Annotated in this window: 25 protein-coding genes; 18 read left to right on the forward strand and 7 right to left on the reverse strand. The window is 66.0% G+C overall.

Annotation, left to right across the window (positions count from 1 at the left end):
* The first annotated feature begins 10 nt into the window (after positions 1-10).
* Positions 11-1075 (forward strand): flagellin, encoded by a 1065-nt coding sequence (locus G5A46_RS17235; protein WP_163851537.1) that lies wholly within the window; start codon positions 11-13, stop codon positions 1073-1075.
* Here G5A46_RS17235 and G5A46_RS17240 read toward each other — a convergent pair.
* Positions 1031-1798, reverse strand: coding sequence for a winged helix-turn-helix domain-containing protein (locus G5A46_RS17240; protein ID WP_239521065.1), 768 nt, complete (start codon positions 1796-1798; stop codon positions 1031-1033). The two genes, G5A46_RS17235 and G5A46_RS17240, sit on opposite strands and share 45 nt — an antisense overlap.
* A 181-nt stretch (positions 1799-1979) precedes the next feature.
* On the opposite strand from G5A46_RS17240, the gene G5A46_RS17245 reads away from it, so the two are divergent.
* The 7 genes from G5A46_RS17245 to G5A46_RS17275 all read left to right on the forward strand — a co-directional run bounded on the left by G5A46_RS17245 (position 1980) and on the right by G5A46_RS17275 (position 6632).
* Positions 1980-3083 (forward strand): flagellar basal body P-ring protein FlgI, encoded by a 1104-nt coding sequence (locus G5A46_RS17245; RefSeq protein WP_163851540.1) that lies wholly within the window; start codon positions 1980-1982, stop codon positions 3081-3083.
* A 15-nt stretch (positions 3084-3098) separates the two neighbouring features.
* Positions 3099-3416 carry a rod-binding protein gene (locus tag G5A46_RS17250; protein WP_163851542.1) on the forward strand — a complete coding sequence of 106 codons (318 nt, stop codon included), beginning with the start codon at positions 3099-3101 and terminating at the stop codon, positions 3414-3416.
* Positions 3416-3841, forward strand: coding sequence for a hypothetical protein (locus tag G5A46_RS17255; RefSeq protein WP_163851545.1), 426 nt, complete (start codon positions 3416-3418; stop codon positions 3839-3841). Before G5A46_RS17250 ends, G5A46_RS17255 begins: the two co-directional genes overlap by 1 nt.
* Positions 3842-3947: 106 nt before the next feature.
* Positions 3948-4784 (forward strand): flagellin N-terminal helical domain-containing protein, encoded by an 837-nt coding sequence (locus tag G5A46_RS17260; RefSeq protein ID WP_163851547.1) that lies wholly within the window; start codon positions 3948-3950, stop codon positions 4782-4784.
* Between the two features lie 147 nt (positions 4785-4931).
* Entirely contained in the window at positions 4932-5366 is a 435-nt protein-coding gene (locus G5A46_RS17265) for a flagellar biosynthesis regulator FlaF (protein ID WP_163851548.1), read from the forward strand.
* Positions 5335-5799 (forward strand): flagellar biosynthesis repressor FlbT, encoded by a 465-nt coding sequence (locus G5A46_RS17270; protein WP_163851550.1) that lies wholly within the window; start codon positions 5335-5337, stop codon positions 5797-5799. The genes G5A46_RS17265 and G5A46_RS17270 overlap by 32 nt, the downstream gene beginning before the upstream one ends.
* Positions 5796-6632, forward strand: coding sequence for a DUF1217 domain-containing protein (locus G5A46_RS17275; protein WP_163851552.1), 837 nt, complete (start codon positions 5796-5798; stop codon positions 6630-6632). The genes G5A46_RS17270 and G5A46_RS17275 overlap by 4 nt, the downstream gene beginning before the upstream one ends.
* 33 nt (positions 6633-6665) lie before the next feature.
* Here the strand turns inward: G5A46_RS17275 and G5A46_RS17280 are convergent, their stop codons facing one another.
* From G5A46_RS17280 to fliF, 5 genes are read right to left on the reverse strand one after another with little or no spacing between them, the layout of a single operon-like run.
* On the reverse strand, positions 6666-7724 hold the full coding sequence (locus G5A46_RS17280; protein ID WP_163851554.1) for a flagellar motor switch protein FliG: 1059 nt from the start codon (positions 7722-7724) through the stop codon (positions 6666-6668).
* An 18-nt stretch (positions 7725-7742) separates the two neighbouring features.
* Entirely contained in the window at positions 7743-8597 is an 855-nt protein-coding gene (gene fliP, locus G5A46_RS17285; RefSeq protein WP_163851555.1) for a flagellar type III secretion system pore protein FliP, read from the reverse strand.
* A complete protein-coding gene (locus G5A46_RS17290) occupies positions 8594-8965 on the reverse strand; it encodes a FliM/FliN family flagellar motor switch protein (protein WP_163851557.1) in 372 nt (123 codons plus the stop codon). Before G5A46_RS17290 ends, fliP begins: the two co-directional genes overlap by 4 nt.
* Entirely contained in the window at positions 8962-9648 is a 687-nt protein-coding gene (locus G5A46_RS17295; RefSeq protein WP_163851559.1) for a FliH/SctL family protein, read from the reverse strand. The genes G5A46_RS17290 and G5A46_RS17295 overlap by 4 nt, the downstream gene beginning before the upstream one ends.
* A 3-nt stretch (positions 9649-9651) precedes the next feature.
* The gene (gene fliF, locus G5A46_RS17300; RefSeq protein ID WP_163851561.1) at positions 9652-11355 is read right to left on the reverse strand and encodes a flagellar basal-body MS-ring/collar protein FliF; all 1704 of its coding nucleotides are present in this window, start codon (positions 11353-11355) and stop codon (positions 9652-9654) included.
* Between the two features lie 144 nt (positions 11356-11499).
* Here fliF and G5A46_RS17305 point away from each other — a divergent pair, with 144 nt between their 5' ends.
* The 4 genes from G5A46_RS17305 to G5A46_RS17320 are packed head-to-tail and all read left to right on the forward strand — an operon-like array spanning position 11500 to position 13964.
* Positions 11500-12045 (forward strand): flagellar basal body-associated FliL family protein, encoded by a 546-nt coding sequence (locus tag G5A46_RS17305; protein WP_163851563.1) that lies wholly within the window; start codon positions 11500-11502, stop codon positions 12043-12045.
* Positions 12042-12980 (forward strand): flagellar motor switch protein FliM, encoded by a 939-nt coding sequence (locus G5A46_RS17310; RefSeq protein WP_163851566.1) that lies wholly within the window; start codon positions 12042-12044, stop codon positions 12978-12980. Before G5A46_RS17305 ends, G5A46_RS17310 begins: the two co-directional genes overlap by 4 nt.
* Positions 12964-13353 carry a flagellar motor switch protein gene (locus G5A46_RS17315; RefSeq protein ID WP_163851568.1) on the forward strand — a complete coding sequence of 130 codons (390 nt, stop codon included), beginning with the start codon at positions 12964-12966 and terminating at the stop codon, positions 13351-13353. Before G5A46_RS17310 ends, G5A46_RS17315 begins: the two co-directional genes overlap by 17 nt.
* Entirely contained in the window at positions 13353-13964 is a 612-nt protein-coding gene (locus tag G5A46_RS17320) for a MotE family protein (protein ID WP_163851571.1), read from the forward strand. The genes G5A46_RS17315 and G5A46_RS17320 overlap by 1 nt, the downstream gene beginning before the upstream one ends.
* Positions 13965-14019: 55 nt before the next feature.
* Here the strand turns inward: G5A46_RS17320 and G5A46_RS17325 are convergent, their stop codons facing one another.
* A complete protein-coding gene (locus G5A46_RS17325) occupies positions 14020-15456 on the reverse strand; it encodes a FliI/YscN family ATPase (protein ID WP_163851572.1) in 1437 nt (478 codons plus the stop codon).
* Positions 15457-15523: 67 nt separating this feature from the next.
* Here G5A46_RS17325 and flgB point away from each other — a divergent pair, with 67 nt between their 5' ends.
* The 6 genes from flgB to flhA are packed head-to-tail and all read left to right on the forward strand — an operon-like array spanning position 15524 to position 19892.
* Positions 15524-15925: a flagellar basal body rod protein FlgB gene (gene flgB / locus G5A46_RS17330; protein ID WP_163851574.1), complete on the forward strand. Its 402-nt coding sequence runs from the start codon at positions 15524-15526 to the stop codon at positions 15923-15925.
* 6 nt (positions 15926-15931) lie between these two features.
* A complete protein-coding gene (flgC, locus tag G5A46_RS17335) occupies positions 15932-16342 on the forward strand; it encodes a flagellar basal body rod protein FlgC (RefSeq protein ID WP_163851577.1) in 411 nt (136 codons plus the stop codon).
* A gap of 9 nt (positions 16343-16351) precedes the next feature.
* On the forward strand, positions 16352-16675 hold the full coding sequence (fliE, locus tag G5A46_RS17340; protein WP_163851579.1) for a flagellar hook-basal body complex protein FliE: 324 nt from the start codon (positions 16352-16354) through the stop codon (positions 16673-16675).
* Positions 16676-16693: 18 nt separating this feature from the next.
* Positions 16694-16963 (forward strand): flagellar biosynthetic protein FliQ, encoded by a 270-nt coding sequence (locus G5A46_RS17345; RefSeq protein WP_163851581.1) that lies wholly within the window; start codon positions 16694-16696, stop codon positions 16961-16963.
* Positions 16963-17793 (forward strand): transglycosylase SLT domain-containing protein, encoded by an 831-nt coding sequence (locus tag G5A46_RS17350; RefSeq protein ID WP_239521066.1) that lies wholly within the window; start codon positions 16963-16965, stop codon positions 17791-17793. Before G5A46_RS17345 ends, G5A46_RS17350 begins: the two co-directional genes overlap by 1 nt.
* On the forward strand, positions 17790-19892 hold the full coding sequence (flhA, locus tag G5A46_RS17355) for a flagellar biosynthesis protein FlhA (RefSeq protein WP_163851585.1): 2103 nt from the start codon (positions 17790-17792) through the stop codon (positions 19890-19892). The genes G5A46_RS17350 and flhA overlap by 4 nt, the downstream gene beginning before the upstream one ends.
* Positions 19893-19894: the final 2 nt, after the last annotated feature.

Genomic DNA, 19894 nt, shown 5'->3' on the forward strand with positions numbered 1-19894 from the left:
GGAGACCGCAGTGATTTCCCTGACCCGCAGCTATTCGTCGCTATTCAGTTCGTACCAGCGCCGGCAGACGATTTCCGACCTGACGCAGCAGATGAACGCGGCGCAGCACGAAGTCTCCACCGGGATGAAATCCGATGTCTACAAGTCGCTGGGGATGGGCGCGGCCGAAACACTGAGCCTGCGCGCCAGCATGGCCCGCGAAGCGGCGCAGATCGACGCGAACGCGCTGCTGAACAATCGGCTGGAGACGACGGCCGGCGCGCTTGGTTCCATCCGCGACAGCGTGGCGGAGGTGCTGGAGCTGGGGCTGGCCAACCGCTCCGCGCCCCTGGGCACCGCCGCCGGATTGCAGGAGGCCGCGCGGGCCGCATTGGAATCGGTGATCGCCCAGGCCAACGGATCCCATGCCGGCATGCCCCTGTTCGCCGGGGCCGAAGGGACATCCCGGGCGCTACAGCCGTGGAACACCGCCAATCCCGACACCGGGCTGGCGCCGGCTGACGTGCTGGCGGGGATCCTGTCCGGCGGGCTGGCCAGCGGCGCGGATGCCAGCGCGCGCGTGGCGGAAATCGCGGCGGTCTTCGACGGTACCGCGACCGATCCCGCCACCGATTTCGAGGCGACGTTCTACAATGGCAGCACCGGCGCGACGCCACGCCTGCAGGCGCTGGTGGGCGATGATACGGTGCTGAGCTACGGGGTTCAGGCCAATGACGATGCGTTCCGCGACGTGATCCGGGGTCTGTCGATGCTGGCTTCGACCGATGCGGCCACGATTTCCGACCCGACCGCCTATGACACCTGGGTCGGTGCCGCCGTCGATGCGCTGAGCGCCGGGACACAGGGCCTGTTGTCCGCCGAGACGGCCCTGGGCAGCCAGATGGCCCTGATCGAGGATGCGAACCAGCGCTTTGCCGACCGGATCGATCTGTACAACCTGCGGATCCTGGATCTGGAGGGGGTGGACGAATACGAAGCGGCGACCCGGCTGTCCAACCTGGGTACCCAGTTGCAGGCCAGCTATGCCGTCTCAGCCCAGCTGTCGCAGCTGAGCTTCCTGAATTTCATGCCGTGAGGCACTGACCGCGCGCAGATGCGAGGGGGCGGAGGTCTCCGCGACCTCGGGGGTCAGCCGGTAGCCACGGCCGCGGATCGTCTGGATATGCGGATCTCCGGTATGGGTCATTTCCTCGATCTTCTTGCGGATGCGGCAGATGTAGACGTCGATCACCTTGTCGAAAGGCTGCGTCTCCACCATGCCGTAGACCGCATCGTAGATCGACGCCTTTGACACGATCTGCGGCGCGGCCAGGGCGATCTGCTGGAAAATCGCCAGCTCGCGCTGCGACAGCTTCAGTTGCTGACCGGCGACATCCGGGTCGCGCCCGTCGAAATAGGCGGTAACCTCGCCAATCCGGACGGAACCGGAGGCATGGCCGTGGAACCGCCGGGTGATGGCGTTGACGCGGGCGCGCAGCTCCACCCCCGTCAGCGGGCCGACCAGGTCGTCATCCGCGCCCGCATCCAGCACGGCGGCAGAGGCTTCGGGATCGCGGGCGCGGCGCAGCACCAGGATCGGATTGGTGCAGCCGGTCTGGCGCAGCCGCAGGATCCGGGACACCAGGTCGGGGGCCTGCGGCAACAGGATCGGACGGTCTGTCCCGCCGCCGTCGATCAGATCCAGCTGCCGGTCGAAGAAATCATCCCCGACCCGGACAACCTGCCATTGCGCGGCGTCGAGATCCGCAAGCAGACCTTGCAAAGATGCCGATCGTGTCTCGTACAGGTAGATGTACAACTCCGGTCCCCTTGTCGGATTGTCCGGTGCATATCCACCGCAACGATGTCCATGATCCGTGCAAAGACAAGTATAGTCAAGCATTGAGCAAGAATTACATGGTTAAACGAATTTTAATCATTGCGCGATTTCCGACCGCGCTGGTAGAATGCCAAGAACAATACCCAAGGAGAGTCCTTACATGTTGCGCGCCTGCATCCTTGCGCTGACCCTGTGCGCCACCCTGACGGGCCTGGCGGCACGGGCGGATGTGCGGATCAAGGACATCGCAACCTTCGAGGGGGTGCGGGAAAACCAGTTGGTGGGCTACGGGCTGGTGGTCGGGCTGAACGGCACCGGCGACACGCTGCGCAACAGTCCCTTCACGGAGCAGAGTATCGCCGGCATGCTGGAACGTCTGGGCGTCGGCAACCTGACCGAAGACCAGATGAAAACGCGCAACACCGCCGCCGTGATGGTGACGGCCATGCTGCCGCCCTTTGCCCGGCTGGGTGCGCCGATCGACGTTGTGGTCTCCTCCCTCGGCGATGCGACGTCATTGCGGGGCGGCACGCTGATCGTGACCCCCCTGACCGGCGCGGACGGAGAGGTCTACGCCGTGGCGCAGGGGCCGATTGCCGTGGCAGGGTTTGCGGCGCAGGGCAGCAATGCCTCCATCGTCGAGGGGGTGCCGACCGTCGCCCGGATCGAGAACGGTGCCACGGTGGAAAACGAGATCGACTTTTCCTTTTCCTCCATGGACAGCATCCGGCTGAGCCTGCGCAATCCCGATTTCACCACCGCCGTCCGCATGGCCGAGGCGATCAACAACCGGTTCGGCGGCAATACCGCGCGCGCGCTGGACCCCTCCACCATCGAGGTGCGACCACTGGGCAAGGCCGACATGCCCAGCCTTCTGGCCGATCTGGAGAACATTCGCGTGCAGCCCGACGCGGTGGCCAAGGTGGTGATCGACGCGCGTTCCGGCACCATCGTGATCGGTGCCAACGTGCGCATCGACAAGGTCGCTGTCAGCCAGGGCGGGTTGACCGTGATGGTGCGCGAAGACCCGGAAGTCAGCCAGCCCAATCCGATCACCATCGGCGGCACCACCGTGGTGGTGCCCCGCACCAGCGTCGCGGTGGAGGAAACGGAATCCTACTTCACCATCCTCGAAGGCGATGTCAGCCTGCAACGGCTGGTGGACGGGCTGAACGCCATCGGCCTGGGCGCGACGGAAACCATTTCGATCCTTCAGGCGATCAAGGCCGCCGGCGCATTGCACGCGGATCTGGAAATCATCTGAGAAGGGACGCGGGGCATGGACATCAAGACGGCGATGGCGGCCTTGCAGGTCACGCAGGCGCAACAGGCCCAACCCGGCGCCGCCGCGCCCGATGCACCGTCCAGCGCGGCGCGCGAATTCGAGAAGATGTACCTGACCCAGATGTTCGACGAGATGCTGAAGGAGGTCGATATCGGCAGCCTGGGCGCCGGCACGGCCGAAGAGCATTGGCGCTATTTCCTGGCAGAGGCCACGGCCGAACAGCTGGCAGCGCAGGGTGGCATCGGGCTGGCGCAGCAGGTCGGGCGGGCGCTGGACGCCTATGACACGACCCGCAAGCTGGGAGAGAGCTGATGACCGCACCGCAGCTCACCACCACAAGCCAAGCCGCCGCCGAGGCTCTGATCGACCGGCTGGCCCGTGTCCTGCGCGACGAGATCGCGGCCATCGGCCAGGGCAATCTGGCCGAGATCGAAGTGCAGTTCCCCCGCAAGCAGCAACTGCTGGCAGAGGTGGAGGCGGCATTCGCCGATCCCGCGCCGCTGTTGGAAGGCGACAGCCCGCGCGCCGAACGCCTGCGCGCCAAGCTGTCGGAGCTGCGAGACCTGCTGCACCAGGACATGGACATCCTGCGCCGAATGACGGAGGCCACGGCCTCTGTCGCGCGGGAGATCGAACGAATACGCGACCGGCACAGCCTGCGCGGGCTTTATGACCGGGACGGCTCTGCCGGGACGGGGCCTGTTGCGCCGACGCAACGTTTCGATCAATCGGTCTGAGATTAACCTTCGTTTAACCTTGTCCTTCAATCTGCCTTTTCACGGGCAGTTCCCGTTTTCGTCAGAAAGACGAAGACCAACAAAAAAAGAACATTGAGGACAAGAAATGTCATCTATTCTTACCAATGCCAGCGCCATGTCGGCGCTGTCCACCCTGCGTGACATCAACAGCAACCTGAACACCACTCAGGATCGCATCAGCACCGGCCTGAACATCAGCTCGGGCAAGGACAATGCCGCCTATTTCTCGATCTCCGAGACGATGAGCGGCGACTCGCGGATCTACAAGGCGATCGATGAAAGCCTGACCCTGACGCAGAACTCCATCTCCTCGGCCCGTCTTGGCGCCGAAACGGTGGTGGACCTGGCCGAAGAGTTCGTGGAACGCGTGGCCTTTGCCCAGGGCGGGACCGCTGAAACGCGCAAGAACGTCCAGCTGGAGCTGGACGAGCTGTCGGCACGCATCCAGACGACCATCAACCAGGCGACCTTCAACGGGTCCGACCTGGTGAATGGCACATCCGCCGTGACCGTCGTCACCGGCATCAGCCGGACGGCGGCGGGGTCGGTCGACACGACCACCGTCACGTTCAACCAGCAGGATCTGGGCGCCATCCAGTCGGCCCTTGCGGCCATCAACCTGAATACCAGCTCGACCACCGCACTCCAGAAAGGGGACCTGCAGGCAGCGGAATCCACCCTGGCCAGCGCCATCGCATCCGCCACCTCCTTCGGCATTGCCGAAAAATCGGTGGAAATGCAGAAGGAGTTCCTGGGTGAACTGACCGACCGCATCGACAGCGGGATCGGCAGCATGATCGACGCCGATATGGAGGAGGAGGCCGCGCGCCTTCAATCCCTCCAGGTGCAGCAACAGCTGGCGACGCAATCGCTCTCGATTGCCAACCAGGCGCCGCAGAACATCCTGTCTCTCTTCAGGTAAGTTGGCGGTGACGGCTTCAGGGCCGTCAGTTGACAGGACGAGGGGGCGCCCCCGTGGCGCCCCTTTACCCCGATCCGAGGCGGGACCAACCCGGCCCGGGCACCACCATGGCACACGCCACACGACAGGCGAGACGAGGCAGACAAGATGAGCATTGCTGCGTACAAGCGCACCATCCGGGAGAGTGAATCCCCCCGGCAGATCGAAACCCGCGTATTCTCCCGGATCACTGGCCGACTGGCTGAATTCCGTCCCGATTTCAACGCCGCCACCACCCGCGAGGCCCGCGCCGCACTGCTGGCCGGTGGCCTGCGCGCCGCGTTGGCCGACAACCGCAAGCTGTGGGCGACGCTGCGCGACGACCTGGCGCATGAGAACAACAGCCTGCCGCCCAACCTGCGGGCGCAACTGCTGTCCATCGCGCTGTGGGTGGACCGGCAGACGCTGACCCTGATGGGCGGCGGCCCAGGACTGTCGGGGCTGATCGACGTCAACACCAATATCCTTGCGGGGCTGTCGCGCGCGCCCTCTTCTCAACAGGTGGGAACCGATGAGCCTCAAACTCACCTTGAAACCCTTTGAGAAGGTCGTGATCAACGGCTGCATGATGCGCAACGGCGGTCGAAAGACGACCATGTCGGTGGAAAGCCGGGCCGACATCATCCGCGAAACCGACCTGCTGAAACCCGCCGCCGTGGCCACCCCGGTGACCACCGCCTATTTCCTGGTGCAGAACGCGCTGACGGATCCCGAACGGCGCGACGATTTCGCCTCGGCGGCGCAGAAACAACTGGCTGCGCTGGCCACCGTCTTTGTTCCGCCACATCAGATCCACGCCTTCGAGGCGGCGAATTGCGTCAGCACCGGCGATTTCTTCCGGGCGTTGCGCCACCTGCGCCCGCTGCTGGAGCGCGAAGCTGAGATCCTGGGCGATGGGATTGTCCCGGCAGAGGCGGCAGGCGACAGCCCGCCGCGCCCGCGCGTCACCCTGGTCAAGGCGGCGCGCACGGCATGATCTCGCTCTCCGGGTTTTCCACGCTGACCGCGCTTCACCTGGTCGATGCGACCGAGGAGACCCAGCTGTCGATGATCCGCAACGACGCGCGCCACAGCCGCGCGATCGACCATTTCCGCGAGAACATCGACCAGGTGGAAACCGTCGACGATCTGCTGGAGGATCCCGAACTTTACGGGTTCGTCATGCGGGCTTTCGACCTGGAGGATCAGATCTTCGGCAAGGCAATGGTCAAGGCGATCCTCAAAAGCAATGTCGAGGACAGCGACGCGCTGATCAACCGGATGACCGACAGCCGGTTCCAGGATCTGTACGACGAGATGGGGTTCGGCACCGACGGAGAGGGGAACATCAACACCGCCCTGACCCGCTGGCAGGACCGGATGGTGGATCGCTATGTCGAACGGCATTTCCTGAACGACACCGCCGATCAGAACGCCACCCTGGGCACGGCGCTGGAATTCCGGCGCCAGGCGGCCGAGATCGAGAGCCCGTTCGATATCCTCAAGGATGCGGAACTGACGGAATTCTTCCAGACCGCCTTTGGCCTGCCCTCGGCGATGTCGGGTCTGGATATCGACCGGCAGGCGGAGATCATCAGCGCGCGCATCGACCTGACGACCCTGAAAGACCCCGACGTGGTCGAAGGGCTGATCCGACGCTACGTGGCGATCAGCGATGCCACCAGCGGCGTTGCCTCCGCTTCCAGCGGGGCGGTGCAATTGATGGCGGGCGCGGTCAGCGCAGCTTCCGGCTCCGGTGCCTTCGTGCCGATCACCATCGATATCGAGGCGGTCAGCGCGGCGGGGTTCAGCGGCTACAAACTGCGCTGATCCGGCCCTTCGGCGCGCCCGACGCTGCGGGGTTCAGAACAATTCGTCCTGGTCTTCGTCGTTGACGGGCAGGCGGACCACCTCGTCTTCCGCCAAAGTCTTGGCCAGGTCCAGCATCGCCGATTGCGCCTCCCGGACCTCGCGGCGGCGGACGGGGGCCATGGCGTTGATCTCCTCCATCAGCATGTCGCGGGACCGGCCCGGCAGCGCCCTGAAGAACAGCTCGCGGGTCTCCTTGTTGGCGCCGCGCAGGGCGGTGGGCAAGGTGTTTCCAGCCACGCCGCGCATCACCTTGGCCAGGTCCAGCGGATCCATCTTGGCCAGGTCTTCGAAGGTGAACATCTTCTGCTTGATGGAGGCAAAGGCGTCGGGGATGTTTTCCTCCAGCCCCGCCGAGACGGCATCCAGCGCCGGGCGGTCCAGCTTGTTGAACAGATCGGCCATGCGTTGGTACAGCTCTGCCGTGGTCGGCTGATCGGAGGAATTGATGATGTCGCTCTGAATCGTTTCCTCGATCTGCTTCATCATGTGATGGGGTACGGATTCCATGCGCACCATCCGTTCGATCACGTCCTGCATCTTCTCCGCACCCAGCAACGGGAGCACCTTGGCGGCAACGTCGGTCTTCACGTTGGACAGGATGGCGGCGATGGTCTGGGGGTGCTCCTTCTTCAGGTAATTGGCGATCACGTTCTCGTTCAGCGCGGAGAAGCGCGCCCAGAGATCGCGTTCCTTCAGCGGGCCGCGAATGTCCTTCAGGATCGTTTCCACCTGGTCCTCGGGCAACAGCGACCGCAAGAGGTTCTCCGCCACGGTAAAGGATCCGACGACGCCGCTGCCATTGGCGACCTCTTCGGTAAAATCGCTCATCACCTTTTCCACGATCTCGGCGGAGATCACGCCCAGGCTGGACATGGCGCGGGTGATCTTCTGGATCTCCTCCGTGTCCAGTTGCTGCATCAGGCGCGAGCCGCGGCTTTCTCCCAGGCACAGGAACAGGATCGCGGCCTTTTGCGGGCCGCTCAGCCGGCGTTCGACCGGGGTGGCCTTGGTCTTGCGTGCCCCGGTGCGCTGAAGGTTGGCGACGTTCATGGCTGGCGTCCTTTCATTCTATCCGCCCCCGGCCAGGGGGATGTACCCTTCGAGCAGACTGCCGGCCAACATGTACCACCCGTCGATCAGAACGAAGAAGATCACCTTGAACGGCAGCGAAATCAGCACCGGCGGCAACATCATCATCCCCGCGCTCATCAGGATCGAGGCGACGATCAGGTCAATGGCCAGAAACGGCAGGTAGATCAGGAAGCCGATGGAAAAGGCACGCCTGAGCTCGGAAATCATGAATGCGGGGATCAGCTCGCTCCAGGCGGCGTCCTGCGGGGTGGCGGGCAGGGGACGTGCCGCCGTCTCCTGCGAGGCGGCATCGCCCCGGCTGCGGGCGGCGATGTCGCGAAACAGCTGCATGTCCTTCTCGCGGGTGTTGATGAACATGAACTGCCGGAACGGATCGCCGATGCGCGTGATCGCCTGTTCCTCGGTGATGGCATTGTTCATCAGCGGTTGCACGCCGGCCTCCCAAGCGTCTTCGAACACCGGCTGCATGACGAAAAAGGTCATGAACAGCGCCATGGAGGTCAGCACCATGTTGGGCGGGGTCTGGTTCAGCCCCAGGGCCGAGCGCAGCATGGAGAAGACGATGACGAACCGGGTAAAGGAGGTCATGATCACCAGCAGCCCCGGCGCGATGGACAGGACCGTGATCGCCACCACCATTTGCAGGATCCGGCCGGTCAATGTCGCGCGTTCGTCCGATCCCGGCGGCGCGTCGGACAGGGCATCGCCCACGGCCTCCAGCAGGCCGGCGCCCAGGTCCTGCGCCTGTGCGCCCCCGGCCCCGGCGATCAGCAGCAGGGCCAGCGCGACAGCCGACAGGCCGCCCGCGACTATGGCCCGGCGGGGGGTCATCCTTCGCTCACGTAATCCTTGACGATCTCGATCAGCGAGACGCCGATACGGTCGTCGGGCAGCTTCACCAGATCCCCACGCGCGACGAGGCGGTCGTTGATCACCACATCCACCGGCTGGCCGATCGTCTCCCGCAGCTCCACGATGGAGCCGCGCGACAGTTTCAGCAATTCCGCGATTGGCATCCGGGTGCGTCCCAGCACGATCTGCACATCCAGCCCGACGTTCAGCATCGCGTCGATGTTGGACCCGTTGCGCGGCGGCGTCTGCGGCTGGGCGGCGGTCTCCCCGGTGCCGGGGGAGGCGGCACCGTCAAGGTGCGGTACGGCGGGGGCGTCCTGGTCGGTCTGCGCGCTGTCGTCGGTCATTCGCTCTCTCCGGTTCTGGCGGGGTCGTCTGCCTGTCGGGCCTGGTCCCTGGCCTGTGCGCTGCTGCGGGACAGGGCGTCGAGAACCCGCTGGCAGATCGCGTCAAAGCTGTAGTCCATCACCCCGTGATCCCAGCTGACGCGCACGTCCCCGGTCTGCAATTCGGGGTCGGGGGCGATGTCGATGCGCCCGCCGTATCCGTTCAGATGCGCCACCTTCAGCACCGCATCGCCTGTGGGCTTGACCGTTTCGGGCGGCAGGAAGACCCGCAATGTCGCAGAGCCAAGGGCCATTCGGATCGCCGCGCCTGCCTCGCGCTCGGCCTCGTCGGCGGCGAGGGACGCGCGGATCCGCGGAGCCAGCCGTTCAAAGACCGACAGGACGAAATGCAGCAGTTGCGACTCCAGCGCCGCATGGTGGCGGTCCGCATCGGCGAACAATGTTTCCAGCACGGCGGGCAGGGCCTCCAGCGTGGCCAGCTGCCGCTCCGCTTCGGAAAGGGAGGAGGCGGTATAGGCTTCCGCCCGCCCGGCGGTGCGACCATCGTCGTAGCCGATGCGACTGGCTTCCGCCACGGCGGCGTCGAATTCGGCGCGGGTATAGATCGCGTCGACACGGTGGCTGCCCGGCGTGTTGGCCGGCTGCACATCCGTATCGAAACTGCGCTCAAAGACGAATTGCATGACCTACCGCGCCTCTGCCAGCCAGCTTTTGACGACTTTCAGCGAATCCTCGGAATCGTGTTCGATCAATTCGCCCACCGCCTTGATCCAGCCGCGCTGCACGCCGCCCTGCACGGTGGCCAGGGTCACCAGCTCCTCCGCGCCCTGGGGCAGGGGGTCCAGGATGTCGCCGGAATGGCTGCGCGGGGCCGGCTGGCCGGCAGGCGCGGGGCGAATGGTGGCGGCGCCGGTCTGGGCCGGGCCAGCGGCGGGATCGGTGCCGGGCAGGGCCACGGCGGCCGCCGTCTCTGCGCCGGGCAGGGCCGGGGCGTCGTCCTTGTCTGCGGGGGCGGGCAGCAGGCGGGCCAACGCCGGGCGTACCCCCAGCAGCAACACCGCGCCAAGCAAGGCCAGGGCGAACAGCCCCCGCAGGATCAGCGACAGGTTGTCGGCCAGAAGGGCGGACCAGCTGCGCGCCACCGGGTCGCCCACATCCATCGAGTAATCCATGAACCGCAGGCTGACCACCGACACGCTGTCGCCGCGCGCCGCGTCGAATCCGATGGCCGATTGCACCAGCTGTTCCAGCCGGGCCAGTTCCTCGGCGCTGCGTTCGGCGTAATCGACCGTGCCGTCGGGCTGCACGTTGTAGATCCCGTTGATCAGCACGGCGACCGACAGTTTCTCGATCTCGCCGGGTTCGCGCACTGTTTCGCTTTGGGTGCCGCCGATCTCGTAATTGACGATCTCGTCGGTCCGGGTAGAGCTGTTGCTGGACCCGCCGCCCGCACCGCCCGCCAACGCGGCGGGGATGTTGTCGGCCACGCCGACCTCGCCCTGGGCGGTGTCCTGATCCTCGCGGGTTTCCTCCCGCGTCTCGGTAGAGCGTACGACCCGCTGACCGGGGTCATAGGATTGCTGGCGCACGACCTGGCGTTCGGTGGTCAGGTCGACGCTGACCTGCACCCGCGCATTGCCCGCCCCGACCCGCGCGCTGAGGATCTCAGACAGGCGGCGGCTCATTCGGTCCTCGACCCCGTTGCGCACCGACAGCGATGTCGCCTCGGCGGAGGCGGCGCCATCATCGGAGAGGATCGTTTCCCCCGTAGCGGACAGGACGGTCACGCCCTGCGGCGACAGGTCCGGCACGGCGGCGGCAACCAGGGCGCGGATGGCCTGGGCCTGGCGCATCCCCAGCTGCCGACTGGCGCTGCCCCGCACGATCACGGAGGCAGAAGGCCGGGGCCGGTCACGGCTGAACGGCTCCCGCTCCGGCAGGACCAGGTGAACGCGGGCGGCGGCGACGCCCTGGATCGTCTGGATGGAGCGGGCCAGCTCGCCCTCCATCGCGCGCATCCGGTTCACCCGCTGCATGAAGGTATTCATGCCCAGGCCGCTGGTCTCGTCGAAGATTTCCCAGCCCGGCGTGCCGTCCCCCGGCAGCCCGGCGCCGGCCAGATCCATGCGTGCACGGGCCAGATCCTCCTGCGGGACGCTGACGACGCTGCCGGCGGCATCGGTGCGCACGCGGATGCCCGATTGCTCCAGCGCGCCGACAACGCGTGAGGCCTCCGCCGGAGACAGGTCGCGGTACAGCGTCACGTAATCCGGCGCCACGGCCACCGAGACGGAGACCAGCAGCGCCACGACCAACGCGATACCGGTGCCGCCCAGCACCGCCAGGCGGGTCCAGCCCAAGGCTCGCAGATTATCCAGAATTCCCTGCACGTCAGATGCGTCTTTCCCATGAAAGGCCCTTCCAAGATCAATCACAACTATTCATGGCGATCAAGAACAACTTGGATTTTATACTTGTTTAAACCTGCGAAAATCGGCATATTCGTGGTGTAATCAGCAGGATGTTCAAGAAAAATGGCAAGCACTGCAACATCGGCCCCCGACAGCGCGCGCCCCTCCCCGATGGGGCGGATCCTGCGCGGGCTGGGGTTGCTGGTCCTGTGCGCCGCCGCGCTGGCCGGGGGGCTGGTCGCCGCAACCGGCCCGGAGGAGGCATTGCAGATCCTGCGCACCGGCATGTCCCCCGAGGCCAGGGAACCGGCCCCCGAAACCGCGCCCAACGCCCCCGGCGCCCGGACCGGTCTGGCGGTGACACCGTTCAAGGAGATCATCGTCAACATCACCGCCACCACCATGAGCGGCCGCCAGACCTCCCGGTTCCTGAAGCTGAACATCGCACTGGTCTATGATGCCGCCCTCCCCGGCGCCGACCTGATCGAGGACCGGAAATTGTTCATCCGCGACAGCTATCAGGATTACCTGCGCCTGCTCAGCGACACGGATCTGCACGGCTCCATCGGGTTGGCCAACCTGAAGGCGGAGCTGCTGCGCCGCACCCGCGCCATCACCGACAGCGAGGCGCCGCAGGAACTGCTGATCGCCGACCTGGTGATCCAATGACGGGGCTGCGTCTGTCCGAGGAAACCCGCGCGGTCGAGGAATTGATCATCGAGCGGGCGAAATCCTCCTATGCCCGGCTGCCGGTAATGGAGGTCGTGCTGGACCGCTTTGCCCTGGGCCTGGGTCCGGCGCTGAAGGCCTACCTTGGCGCCCTGGCGGAGGTGTCGCTGAAGCGGTTGGATTACATGTCCTGCCACGCGGCGATCCAGGATCTGCCCAATCCGGGCCTTTTCGCCGTGGCGGAGGCGCCGGAATGGGCCGGGCCGATCAGCCTGGCGGTCAAGGCCGATCTGCTGTTCGCCGTCCTGGATCTGACCTTTGGCGGTCGCGCCGTTTCGGCGACGCCCCAGGTGAACCGCACCCTGACCGGGATCGAGAAACGTGTCGGCCAGGCCGTCGCGGGGCTGGCGCTGGACGAATTGTCCAACGCGTTCCGCCGCGTCTCCCCCGTGGAATTCGAGATCAACCTGATGGAAACCGCGCCCCGGTCGTTGTTGCTGGCCCCGCCCAACAGCCCCTGCGTGCGCGCGGTGGTGGAGGTGGAGGCCGAGGGTCGCACCGGAGAGCTGGAGCTGATCCTGCCCAACATCTCCTTCGAGCCGGCCCATGACATCCTGTCGCAGAACTTCACCGGCGGACAGTTGGGCGGGGACACCGGCTGGCGCAAGAAGATGTCCGGGATGCTGGGCGATACCAGCGTTTCGGTTCTGGCGGTGATGAAGCACCTGGAAATCCCGTTGCGGCACGTTCTGGAATGGACGCCTGGCACCGTGCTGCCGCTGAACATGGACGAGAACGATCCCGTTACCCTGTCCTGCACCGGCGAACATGTCGCCATGGCAGAGGTGGGCAGCCGCAAGAACGGACGGATCGCGTTGAAACTGACCCAAGTCCTTAGTGACGAAGAGGAGACCGCCGATGTCCCTGCTACTTGACCTCGCCATCATCGTGCTGCTGATCGGCACATTGATCTACGCGCTGATCGTCGAACGCAAGGTACGGACCCTGATGCGGACCCTGCGGGAGCTGGAACCGATGATCGGGGACTTCTCCGCCGCGGTGGACCGGTCCGAAAGCTCCGTTTCGATGTTGAAATCGCTGGGCCAATCGTTGCCGGGCGGGCTGGGAGGGCGCGGGCGTACCGCCCCGGCAGAGGGCACCGCCGCCGGCGCGGCGGAGGGCCGGGACAGCGGCCAGTTCCGCAGCATGCGTGACACGTCCGGTCGGGCGGCCAAGGTGAACACCGTGCCGATGAAATCCGAACTGGTGCGCGGCTTCTTTGAAACCGTCCGCAGTCGGGAGGCGTGATGCGTCCGGCGGGGTTCATCTTCGGGGCGCTGCTGATCGCGGTCTCGGCCAAGATCGGGCTTTCGCTGGGCGGCGCCACCGGGGGCGGCCTGCCCTCCCTTGCCTCCTCGGCCGAGGCGGCGGGCCCCACAGCCGCGCCCATCCCCGAACCGGCCGTGCAGGCAGAGCCCGCGCAATGCGAGGCGACGCCGGAGGAGATGCTGACCACCATTCGCGAAGAGCGTGACCTGCTGTCCACCCGCCGCGACACGCTGGACCAGCGCGCGGCAGAGCTGGAGCTGGCGCAGGAGACACTGAAGCTGGAACAGGACCGTCTGGGCGAGTTGCAGATGGCGCTGGAAGGTTTGCTGGACAAGGTGGAATCCGCCCATACCCGCGATGTCGACCGGCTGGTCGCGCTGTATCAGAACATGAAGCCCAAAGACGCCGCCGTGATCATGAACGATCTGGATATCGAGGTCACGGTGATGGTTCTGGGCACCATGGATGAACGCGCCGCCGCGCCGATCATGGCCGCGCTGGATCCGATCCGGGCGCGCGCGATCTCCCAGATCATTCTGGAACGGTCGAAACTGCCCGGCGACCAGCGGCTGGAAGATATCCGGCTGTAACCACGCAGTTCCCCGCAGGGGCAGTGCCCATCACGGCGCCGCCCCCGATCCCGGCCTACATCGTCATCAACCCCTCCCCCCGTGGCCGCGTTGCGGCGGGGGTCTGGGAATCCGGCGGGGTTTCTGCCTCTGCGGTGATTTCGGGCGGGGGCAGGTCCACGGGGATCCCGGCGTCTCCCAGCTGGGTATAAAGATGGGCAAAGGTCTGGTCCGCCTCCATGCTTTGCCCCTTGCGCTGACCCAGGAAGGTGTCGACCGGGCCGAAGAACCGGATCGCGGCGTCGACCTCCGCGTCGGAGCCTTCGCGGTAGGCGCCGATGCGCACCAGCTCCTCCATGTCGGCATGACGGGCCAGGGCGGTGCGCGCGGCCTTGTAGACGGCGTATTCGGCGGGTGTGTGACAGCCCGGCAGCAGGCGGGAAACCGACCGCAGCAGGTTCACCGCCGGGAAGCGCCCGCCCTCCGCGATGCGACGATCCAGCACGATATGGCCGTCGACAATGCCGCGCACCGCGTCGGCGATCGGATCGTCCATGTCGTCGCCTTCAACCAGCACGGTGTAGATCGCGGTGATATCGCCGCCTGTCCCGGCACCGGGCCCGGCACGTTCCATCATGTGGGGCAGTTCGGCAAAGATCGTGGGGGGATAGCCCTTGGTGGTGGGAGGTTCCCCACCGGCCAATCCGATCTCCCGCTGGGCCATGGCAAAGCGGGTCACGCTGTCCAGCAACAGCAACACCTGCTTGCCCGCGTCGCGGAAATGTTCGGCGATGGCGGTGGCGGTCCAGGCGGATTGCCGGCGCATCAGCGGCGGCTCGTCCCCGGTGGCCACCACGACCACGGCGCGGGCCAGCCCCTCGGGGCCCAGATCCTCTTGCAGGAAATCCTGTACCTCGCGGCCGCGTTCACCGACCAGCCCGACCACGATCACGTCGGCCTCCGAATTGCGCGCCAGCATGGCCATCAGCGTCGATTTCCCCACCCCCGAACCGGAGAACACACCCATCCGCTGGCCCTGGCACAACGGGGTGAATACATCCATCACCTTGACCCCCGTTTCGATCCGCGCCCCGACCCGGCGGCGTTGAAACGCGGGCAGAGGCTTGCCCAGCAGGGGGCGGTCGTCCTGCCCTTCGGGAAGGTGCCCCTGTCCGTCCAGCGGCCGGCCCAGGGCATCGACCACCCGACCGATCCAACTGTCATCGGGGCGAATCACATCGCCGTCTTCGCGCAGCGTGACCTTGTCCCCCGTCATCACGCCGTCCCAGCTGCCGAACGGCAACAGGCGGGTGCCGCTGGTGTCGATGCCGACCACTTCGCCCAGCACCTCCCCCTTGCGGCCAGCCACGACGCAGCGCGACCCGATGCCCACCGCGCGTTCCAGCCCGGTAACGGTCAGCACCAGCCCCAGCACCGCTGCCACCTCTCCGGTGATGCGGGATCTCTCTATGCCACGGGTAGTACTGGCAAGCTCAGAAAAGGCTGTATGCATGGATTCTATCCATTGCGAGGTGGATTTTATTCATGCTATCCTTGAATAAACCGAAAGGGAACACTTGATGAAGCTTTCCGGCATGTCCTTTTTCCAGATGGCCTCCCAGCGGATGCGCTGGCTGGGGGCGCGGCAGGACGTCGTGGCCCAGAACATCGCGAATGCGGACACGCCGGGATACAAGGCGCGCGATGTCGGCGCGTTTTCCCAGATGGTGAACGACACCCGCAGTCCCGCCGGTCTGGCCGTCACCAACGCCGGACATATTCAGGGCAGCAGCAAATCCACCGCACCCGTCCGGGTGGAGGAAGACGCCACCGCATGGGAGGCCGGGCTGGACGGCAACAATGTCACGCTGGAACAGCAGACGATCAAATCCGCCGAGGTCAGCGAAAATTACCGCCTGGCCGCCGATCTCTACCGCAAGGGCCATGATCTGGTGACGCTGGCCGTCACCGGCATCAGGTAGGCCGCCATGGATAGTCTGAAATCCATTCTCTCCGTCGCCGCCAGCGGCATGCGCGCCCAGGGAGAGCGGCTGAAGGTCGTATCGGAGAACGTCGCCAACGCCGCGTCTTCGGGCAGCACGCCGGGGGCGGACCCTTACCAGCGCAAGGTCATCTCCTTCGCCGAGATGGTGGACCGCGACAGTGGTGCCTCCATGGTGGAGGTCGCAGACATCACCCGCGACACCACGGAGTTCGAACTGCGCTATGACCCCTCCCACCCGGCGGCGGATCCCGACGGCTTCGTCAAGGTCTCCAACGTGCAGACGGTGATGGAGATGAGCAACATGCGTGAAGCCTCCCGCAGCTACGAAGCCAATCTGAACATGTTCGAGACGGCGCGGCGCATGCGCTCCTCCCTTCTTGATCTGCTGAAATAGGGGCGCCGCATGGCCGATTTCACCTCACTTCTGTCCAACACGGCGGTCAACGGCGCCTATCGCGCCTCGCAGGAGATCAAGGGCGATGCCGTTGCGCCGCAGGCAGAGGAGACCGGCGTCAGCTTTGCCGATCTTGTGGCGGAGGCAGGGACCGATACCCTGCATACCATGCGCAGCGCCGAGGCGACGGCGCAGGCCGGGCTAACCGGGCAGATCGACACGCAACAGGTGGTCGAGGCCACGCTGGAGCTGGAATCCACCGTGCGCGTTGCGGTGACGGTCCGGGACAAGCTGGTCGAAGCCTATCAGGAAATCATGCGGATGCCGGTCTGACCGGCCGATGGGGGCAACGTGACGGAGGCTGACACCCACACGATCCTGTCGGACGCGTTCCTGACCGTGCTTTATGCTGCGGCGCCGATCATGGCGATCGCGCTGGCGGTGGGTCTGTGCATCGCCTTCTTCCAGGCGCTGACGCAGATTCAGGAAATGACCCTGACTTTCGTGCCCAAGATCGCCGCCATTTTCCTGGGGCTGCTGGTGTTCACGCCGTTCATGTATGCCACCGTCAAGGCGCTGTCGGACCGGGTGTTCGACCTGATCGTCAGCGGGGGCGTGTGATGCGCCGGGCCCTTCCGATGATCGCGCTGGCGCTGCTGATCGGGCAGGGCGCGGTGGCGCAGGCGGATTGGCGCGGGTTCTACCGGCCTACGGCTGCCGCAACGCCCCGGGTCCAGCCCGCCCCGGCTGACGGCGCCCCCCCCTCCAGAGCTGCCGCGCAGGGGGTTTGCGTGCGGGAAATCCTGCTGGCGCAGCTCCGTCACGCCATCCCTGACAACCTGCTGTTGGGCATCGGCCTGCAAGAGGCCGGGATGACCCACGAGGGGCAGCACACGATCTGGCCCTGGACCGCCAATTCCGATGGCGACGGCCGCTTTTTCGCCAGCCGCGCCGCCGCCCGTGACTGGGTGCAATCCGAGCTGGACCGTGGCGTCCGGTCGGTTGATATCGGCTGCATGCAGATCAACCTGCGCTGGCATCCCGAGGCATTCGCAACCGTCGATGACGGGCTGGATCCGGCGGCCAACGTGGATTACGCGGCCCGCCTGCTGCTGCGGCACCATCGCAACCGGGGCAGTTGGGCAGAGGCAGCGGCGGCCTATCATTCGGGCACCCCGGACGTGGGCGCCGGCTACCTGGCGCGGTTGGACCGCAACGTCGCGACGGCCAACAGCCGTATCGCCGCGTTTCGCGACCTGGCCGCGCGCGCCGTCACCCTGGCCAACGCCCCGGCCCCCCGCACCGGTCCCCTCCGCAGTCCACGCCCGGCGCGCGGCGGCCCGGCCTGGACCTCGTGGCTGACCACCGCAGAGGCGGGCGCCCATAGCCTGACCGCCAGCGCGGCCCTGCAACCGCTGTTCGGTGCAACCTTCGCCGGGGGGCGGCCATGACCACGCAGGCCCGCCGCAGCGCCGGTCCTGGCGCCACGTTCGACCTGAAAGGCAAGGGCCTGGCAAATCGCGATGTCGGCTTCGCCCTGGGGGTGACGGCGGTGCTGGCGGTGCTGTTCGTGCCGCTGCCCGCAGCGATCCTGGACGTCGGGCTGGCGATTTCGCTGGCGCTGTCGGTGTTGGTGCTGATGGTCGCGCTGTGGATACCCAAGCCGCTGGAATTCAACTCCTTTCCCACGCTTCTTCTGGTGGTGACGATGCTGCGCCTGTCGCTCAACGTCGCCTCCACCCGGTTGATCCTGTCGGAGGGGCACAGCGGCACCCATGCCGCCGGCGGCGTGATCGAAGGGTTCTCGCAATTCATGGTCTCGGGCAATTTCATCATCGGGATCGTCGTCTTCGCGATCCTGGTGGTGATCAACTTCGTGGTGATCACCAAGGGCTCCACCCGGATTGCCGAGGTCACGGCGCGGTTCTCCCTCGATTCCATGCCGGGCAAGCAGATGGCCATCGACGCCGACATGGGCGCCGGCCTGATCGACGAGGACGAAGCCCGCCGCCGCCGCAAGGAGCTGGAGGACGAAAGCGGGTTCTTCGGCGCCATGGACGGGGCGTCGAAATTCGTGCGCGGCGATGCGGTGGCGGGGATCATCATCACCCTGATCAACGTGATCGGCGGCATCCTGATCGGCATCCTGCAACACGGGCTGTCGCTGACCGAGGCGGCGAACAACTACACCGTGCTGACCATCGGCGACGGGCTGGTCACGCAGATCCCCGCGCTGATCGTGTCGCTGGCCGCCGGGCTGATCGTGACCAAGGGCGGCACCGAAGGCGCGGCCAACGAGGCGGTGCTGGGCCAGCTGTCGCGCTTTCCCAAGGCGCTGTTCATGTCGGCGGGGCTACTGGGAGTGATCGGATTGCTGCCGGGGTTCCCGACGTTGATCTTTGTCCTGCTGGCCGCCGCGATGGTCGGGCTGGGCGTCGCCATGCAGCGCCGCGCCGCCGCCCTGACCCGCGCTCAGGAGGCCACCGCCGCCGCAGAACGCCGCGCCCAGGCCGCCCCGGCCGAGGAAAGCGTCAGCGAGACCCTGAAACTGGACGCCCTGCGGCTGGAGCTGGGGGAGGCGCTGGTGCCGCTGATCTCGAATTCCGACGCGGCCTTGGCCGGCAAGATCAAGAGCCTGCGCAACCTCTTTGCCCGTGAATTCGGCTTTGTCCTGCCCTCGGTGCGGATCAAGGACGAACCGATGTTGCCCGCGCTGACCTATGCCATCCTTGTGCAGGGCGTCGAGATGGCGCGCGGCGAGGTGCGGCCGATGGGCATGATGGTGGTCAATCCCGGCGACCTGGCCGTGCCGGGCGAACGCGCCAAGGATCCGACCTTTGGTCTCGAAGCGCTGTGGATCGACCCGCAATACGCCCCCCAGGCCGAGGCCCGCGGGCTGACCGTGGTCGATCCCGAAAGCGTCATCACCACCCATCTGACAGAGGTGGTGAAGGAAAATATGGCCGATCTGGTCACCTATGGCGCCACCCGCGACCTGATCGACGGGCTGGACCGCGACTACCAGAAGCTGGCCAATGAAATTCCCGGAAATGCGCCCGTGGTGCTGGTGCAGCACGTCTTGCAGGCGCTGCTGGCGGAACGGGTCTCCATCCGCAACCTGCCCCTGATCGTCGAGGCCATCGCCGAGGCCAAGCGGACGACCTCCAACGTGGTGAGCATCACCGAACAGGTGCGCCGCCGCCTGGCCAGCCAGATCTGCAACGCGCTGGCCGACGAATCGCGGTTCATTTCGGTGATCGGCATGTCGCCCGCCTGGGAGAAGGAATTCATCGAGGCGCTGCGCATCAATGGCGAGGACCGGAACTTCGTGATGTCGCCGCAACGGGTGCAGGAATTCGTCATCGACGCCCGCAAGGAGATCCAGAAATTCGCCGAACAGGACCAATGGCCCGCGTTGCTCGTCAGCCCGGAAATCCGGTCCTTTGTCCGGCTGATGCTGGAACGGGTCAGCCCGATGACCGCCGTGCTGTCGCATAACGAGGTGCATCGCAAGGTGTCGCTGCGCACCGTGGCCACGGTCGGCAAGTAGGG

This window comes from Pseudooceanicola aestuarii, assembly GCF_010614805.1.
Classification (GTDB): Bacteria; Pseudomonadota; Alphaproteobacteria; order Rhodobacterales; family Rhodobacteraceae; genus Pseudooceanicola; species Pseudooceanicola aestuarii.

Excerpts from the sequence above, each read along its gene's own strand:
- G5A46_RS17315 (WP_163851568.1), top strand. The coding sequence starts at position 12,964 with ATGTCCCTGCTACTTGACCTCGCCATCATCGTGCTGCTGATCGGCACA.
- flhA (WP_163851585.1), top strand. The coding sequence starts at position 17,790 with ATGACCACGCAGGCCCGCCGCAGCGCCGGTCCTGGCGCCACGTTCGAC.
- G5A46_RS17280 (WP_163851554.1), bottom strand. The coding sequence starts at position 7,724 with ATGAACGTCGCCAACCTTCAGCGCACCGGGGCACGCAAGACCAAGGCC.
- G5A46_RS17350 (WP_239521066.1), top strand. The coding sequence starts at position 16,963 with ATGCGCCGGGCCCTTCCGATGATCGCGCTGGCGCTGCTGATCGGGCAG.
- G5A46_RS17290 (WP_163851557.1), bottom strand. The coding sequence starts at position 8,965 with ATGACCGACGACAGCGCGCAGACCGACCAGGACGCCCCCGCCGTACCG.
- flgC (WP_163851577.1), top strand. The coding sequence starts at position 15,932 with ATGGATAGTCTGAAATCCATTCTCTCCGTCGCCGCCAGCGGCATGCGC.
- G5A46_RS17270 (WP_163851550.1), top strand. The coding sequence starts at position 5,335 with ATGAGCCTCAAACTCACCTTGAAACCCTTTGAGAAGGTCGTGATCAAC.
- G5A46_RS17325 (WP_163851572.1), bottom strand. The coding sequence starts at position 15,456 with ATGCATACAGCCTTTTCTGAGCTTGCCAGTACTACCCGTGGCATAGAG.
- fliE (WP_163851579.1), top strand. The coding sequence starts at position 16,352 with ATGGCCGATTTCACCTCACTTCTGTCCAACACGGCGGTCAACGGCGCC.
- G5A46_RS17250 (WP_163851542.1), top strand. The coding sequence starts at position 3,099 with ATGGACATCAAGACGGCGATGGCGGCCTTGCAGGTCACGCAGGCGCAA.
- G5A46_RS17260 (WP_163851547.1), top strand. The coding sequence starts at position 3,948 with ATGTCATCTATTCTTACCAATGCCAGCGCCATGTCGGCGCTGTCCACC.
- G5A46_RS17255 (WP_163851545.1), top strand. The coding sequence starts at position 3,416 with ATGACCGCACCGCAGCTCACCACCACAAGCCAAGCCGCCGCCGAGGCT.
- G5A46_RS17275 (WP_163851552.1), top strand. The coding sequence starts at position 5,796 with ATGATCTCGCTCTCCGGGTTTTCCACGCTGACCGCGCTTCACCTGGTC.
- G5A46_RS17245 (WP_163851540.1), top strand. The coding sequence starts at position 1,980 with ATGTTGCGCGCCTGCATCCTTGCGCTGACCCTGTGCGCCACCCTGACG.
- G5A46_RS17310 (WP_163851566.1), top strand. The coding sequence starts at position 12,042 with ATGACGGGGCTGCGTCTGTCCGAGGAAACCCGCGCGGTCGAGGAATTG.
- G5A46_RS17265 (WP_163851548.1), top strand. The coding sequence starts at position 4,932 with ATGAGCATTGCTGCGTACAAGCGCACCATCCGGGAGAGTGAATCCCCC.
- G5A46_RS17305 (WP_163851563.1), top strand. The coding sequence starts at position 11,500 with ATGGCAAGCACTGCAACATCGGCCCCCGACAGCGCGCGCCCCTCCCCG.
- flgB (WP_163851574.1), top strand. The coding sequence starts at position 15,524 with ATGAAGCTTTCCGGCATGTCCTTTTTCCAGATGGCCTCCCAGCGGATG.
- G5A46_RS17320 (WP_163851571.1), top strand. The coding sequence starts at position 13,353 with ATGCGTCCGGCGGGGTTCATCTTCGGGGCGCTGCTGATCGCGGTCTCG.
- G5A46_RS17295 (WP_163851559.1), bottom strand. The coding sequence starts at position 9,648 with ATGCAATTCGTCTTTGAGCGCAGTTTCGATACGGATGTGCAGCCGGCC.
- fliP (WP_163851555.1), bottom strand. The coding sequence starts at position 8,597 with ATGACCCCCCGCCGGGCCATAGTCGCGGGCGGCCTGTCGGCTGTCGCG.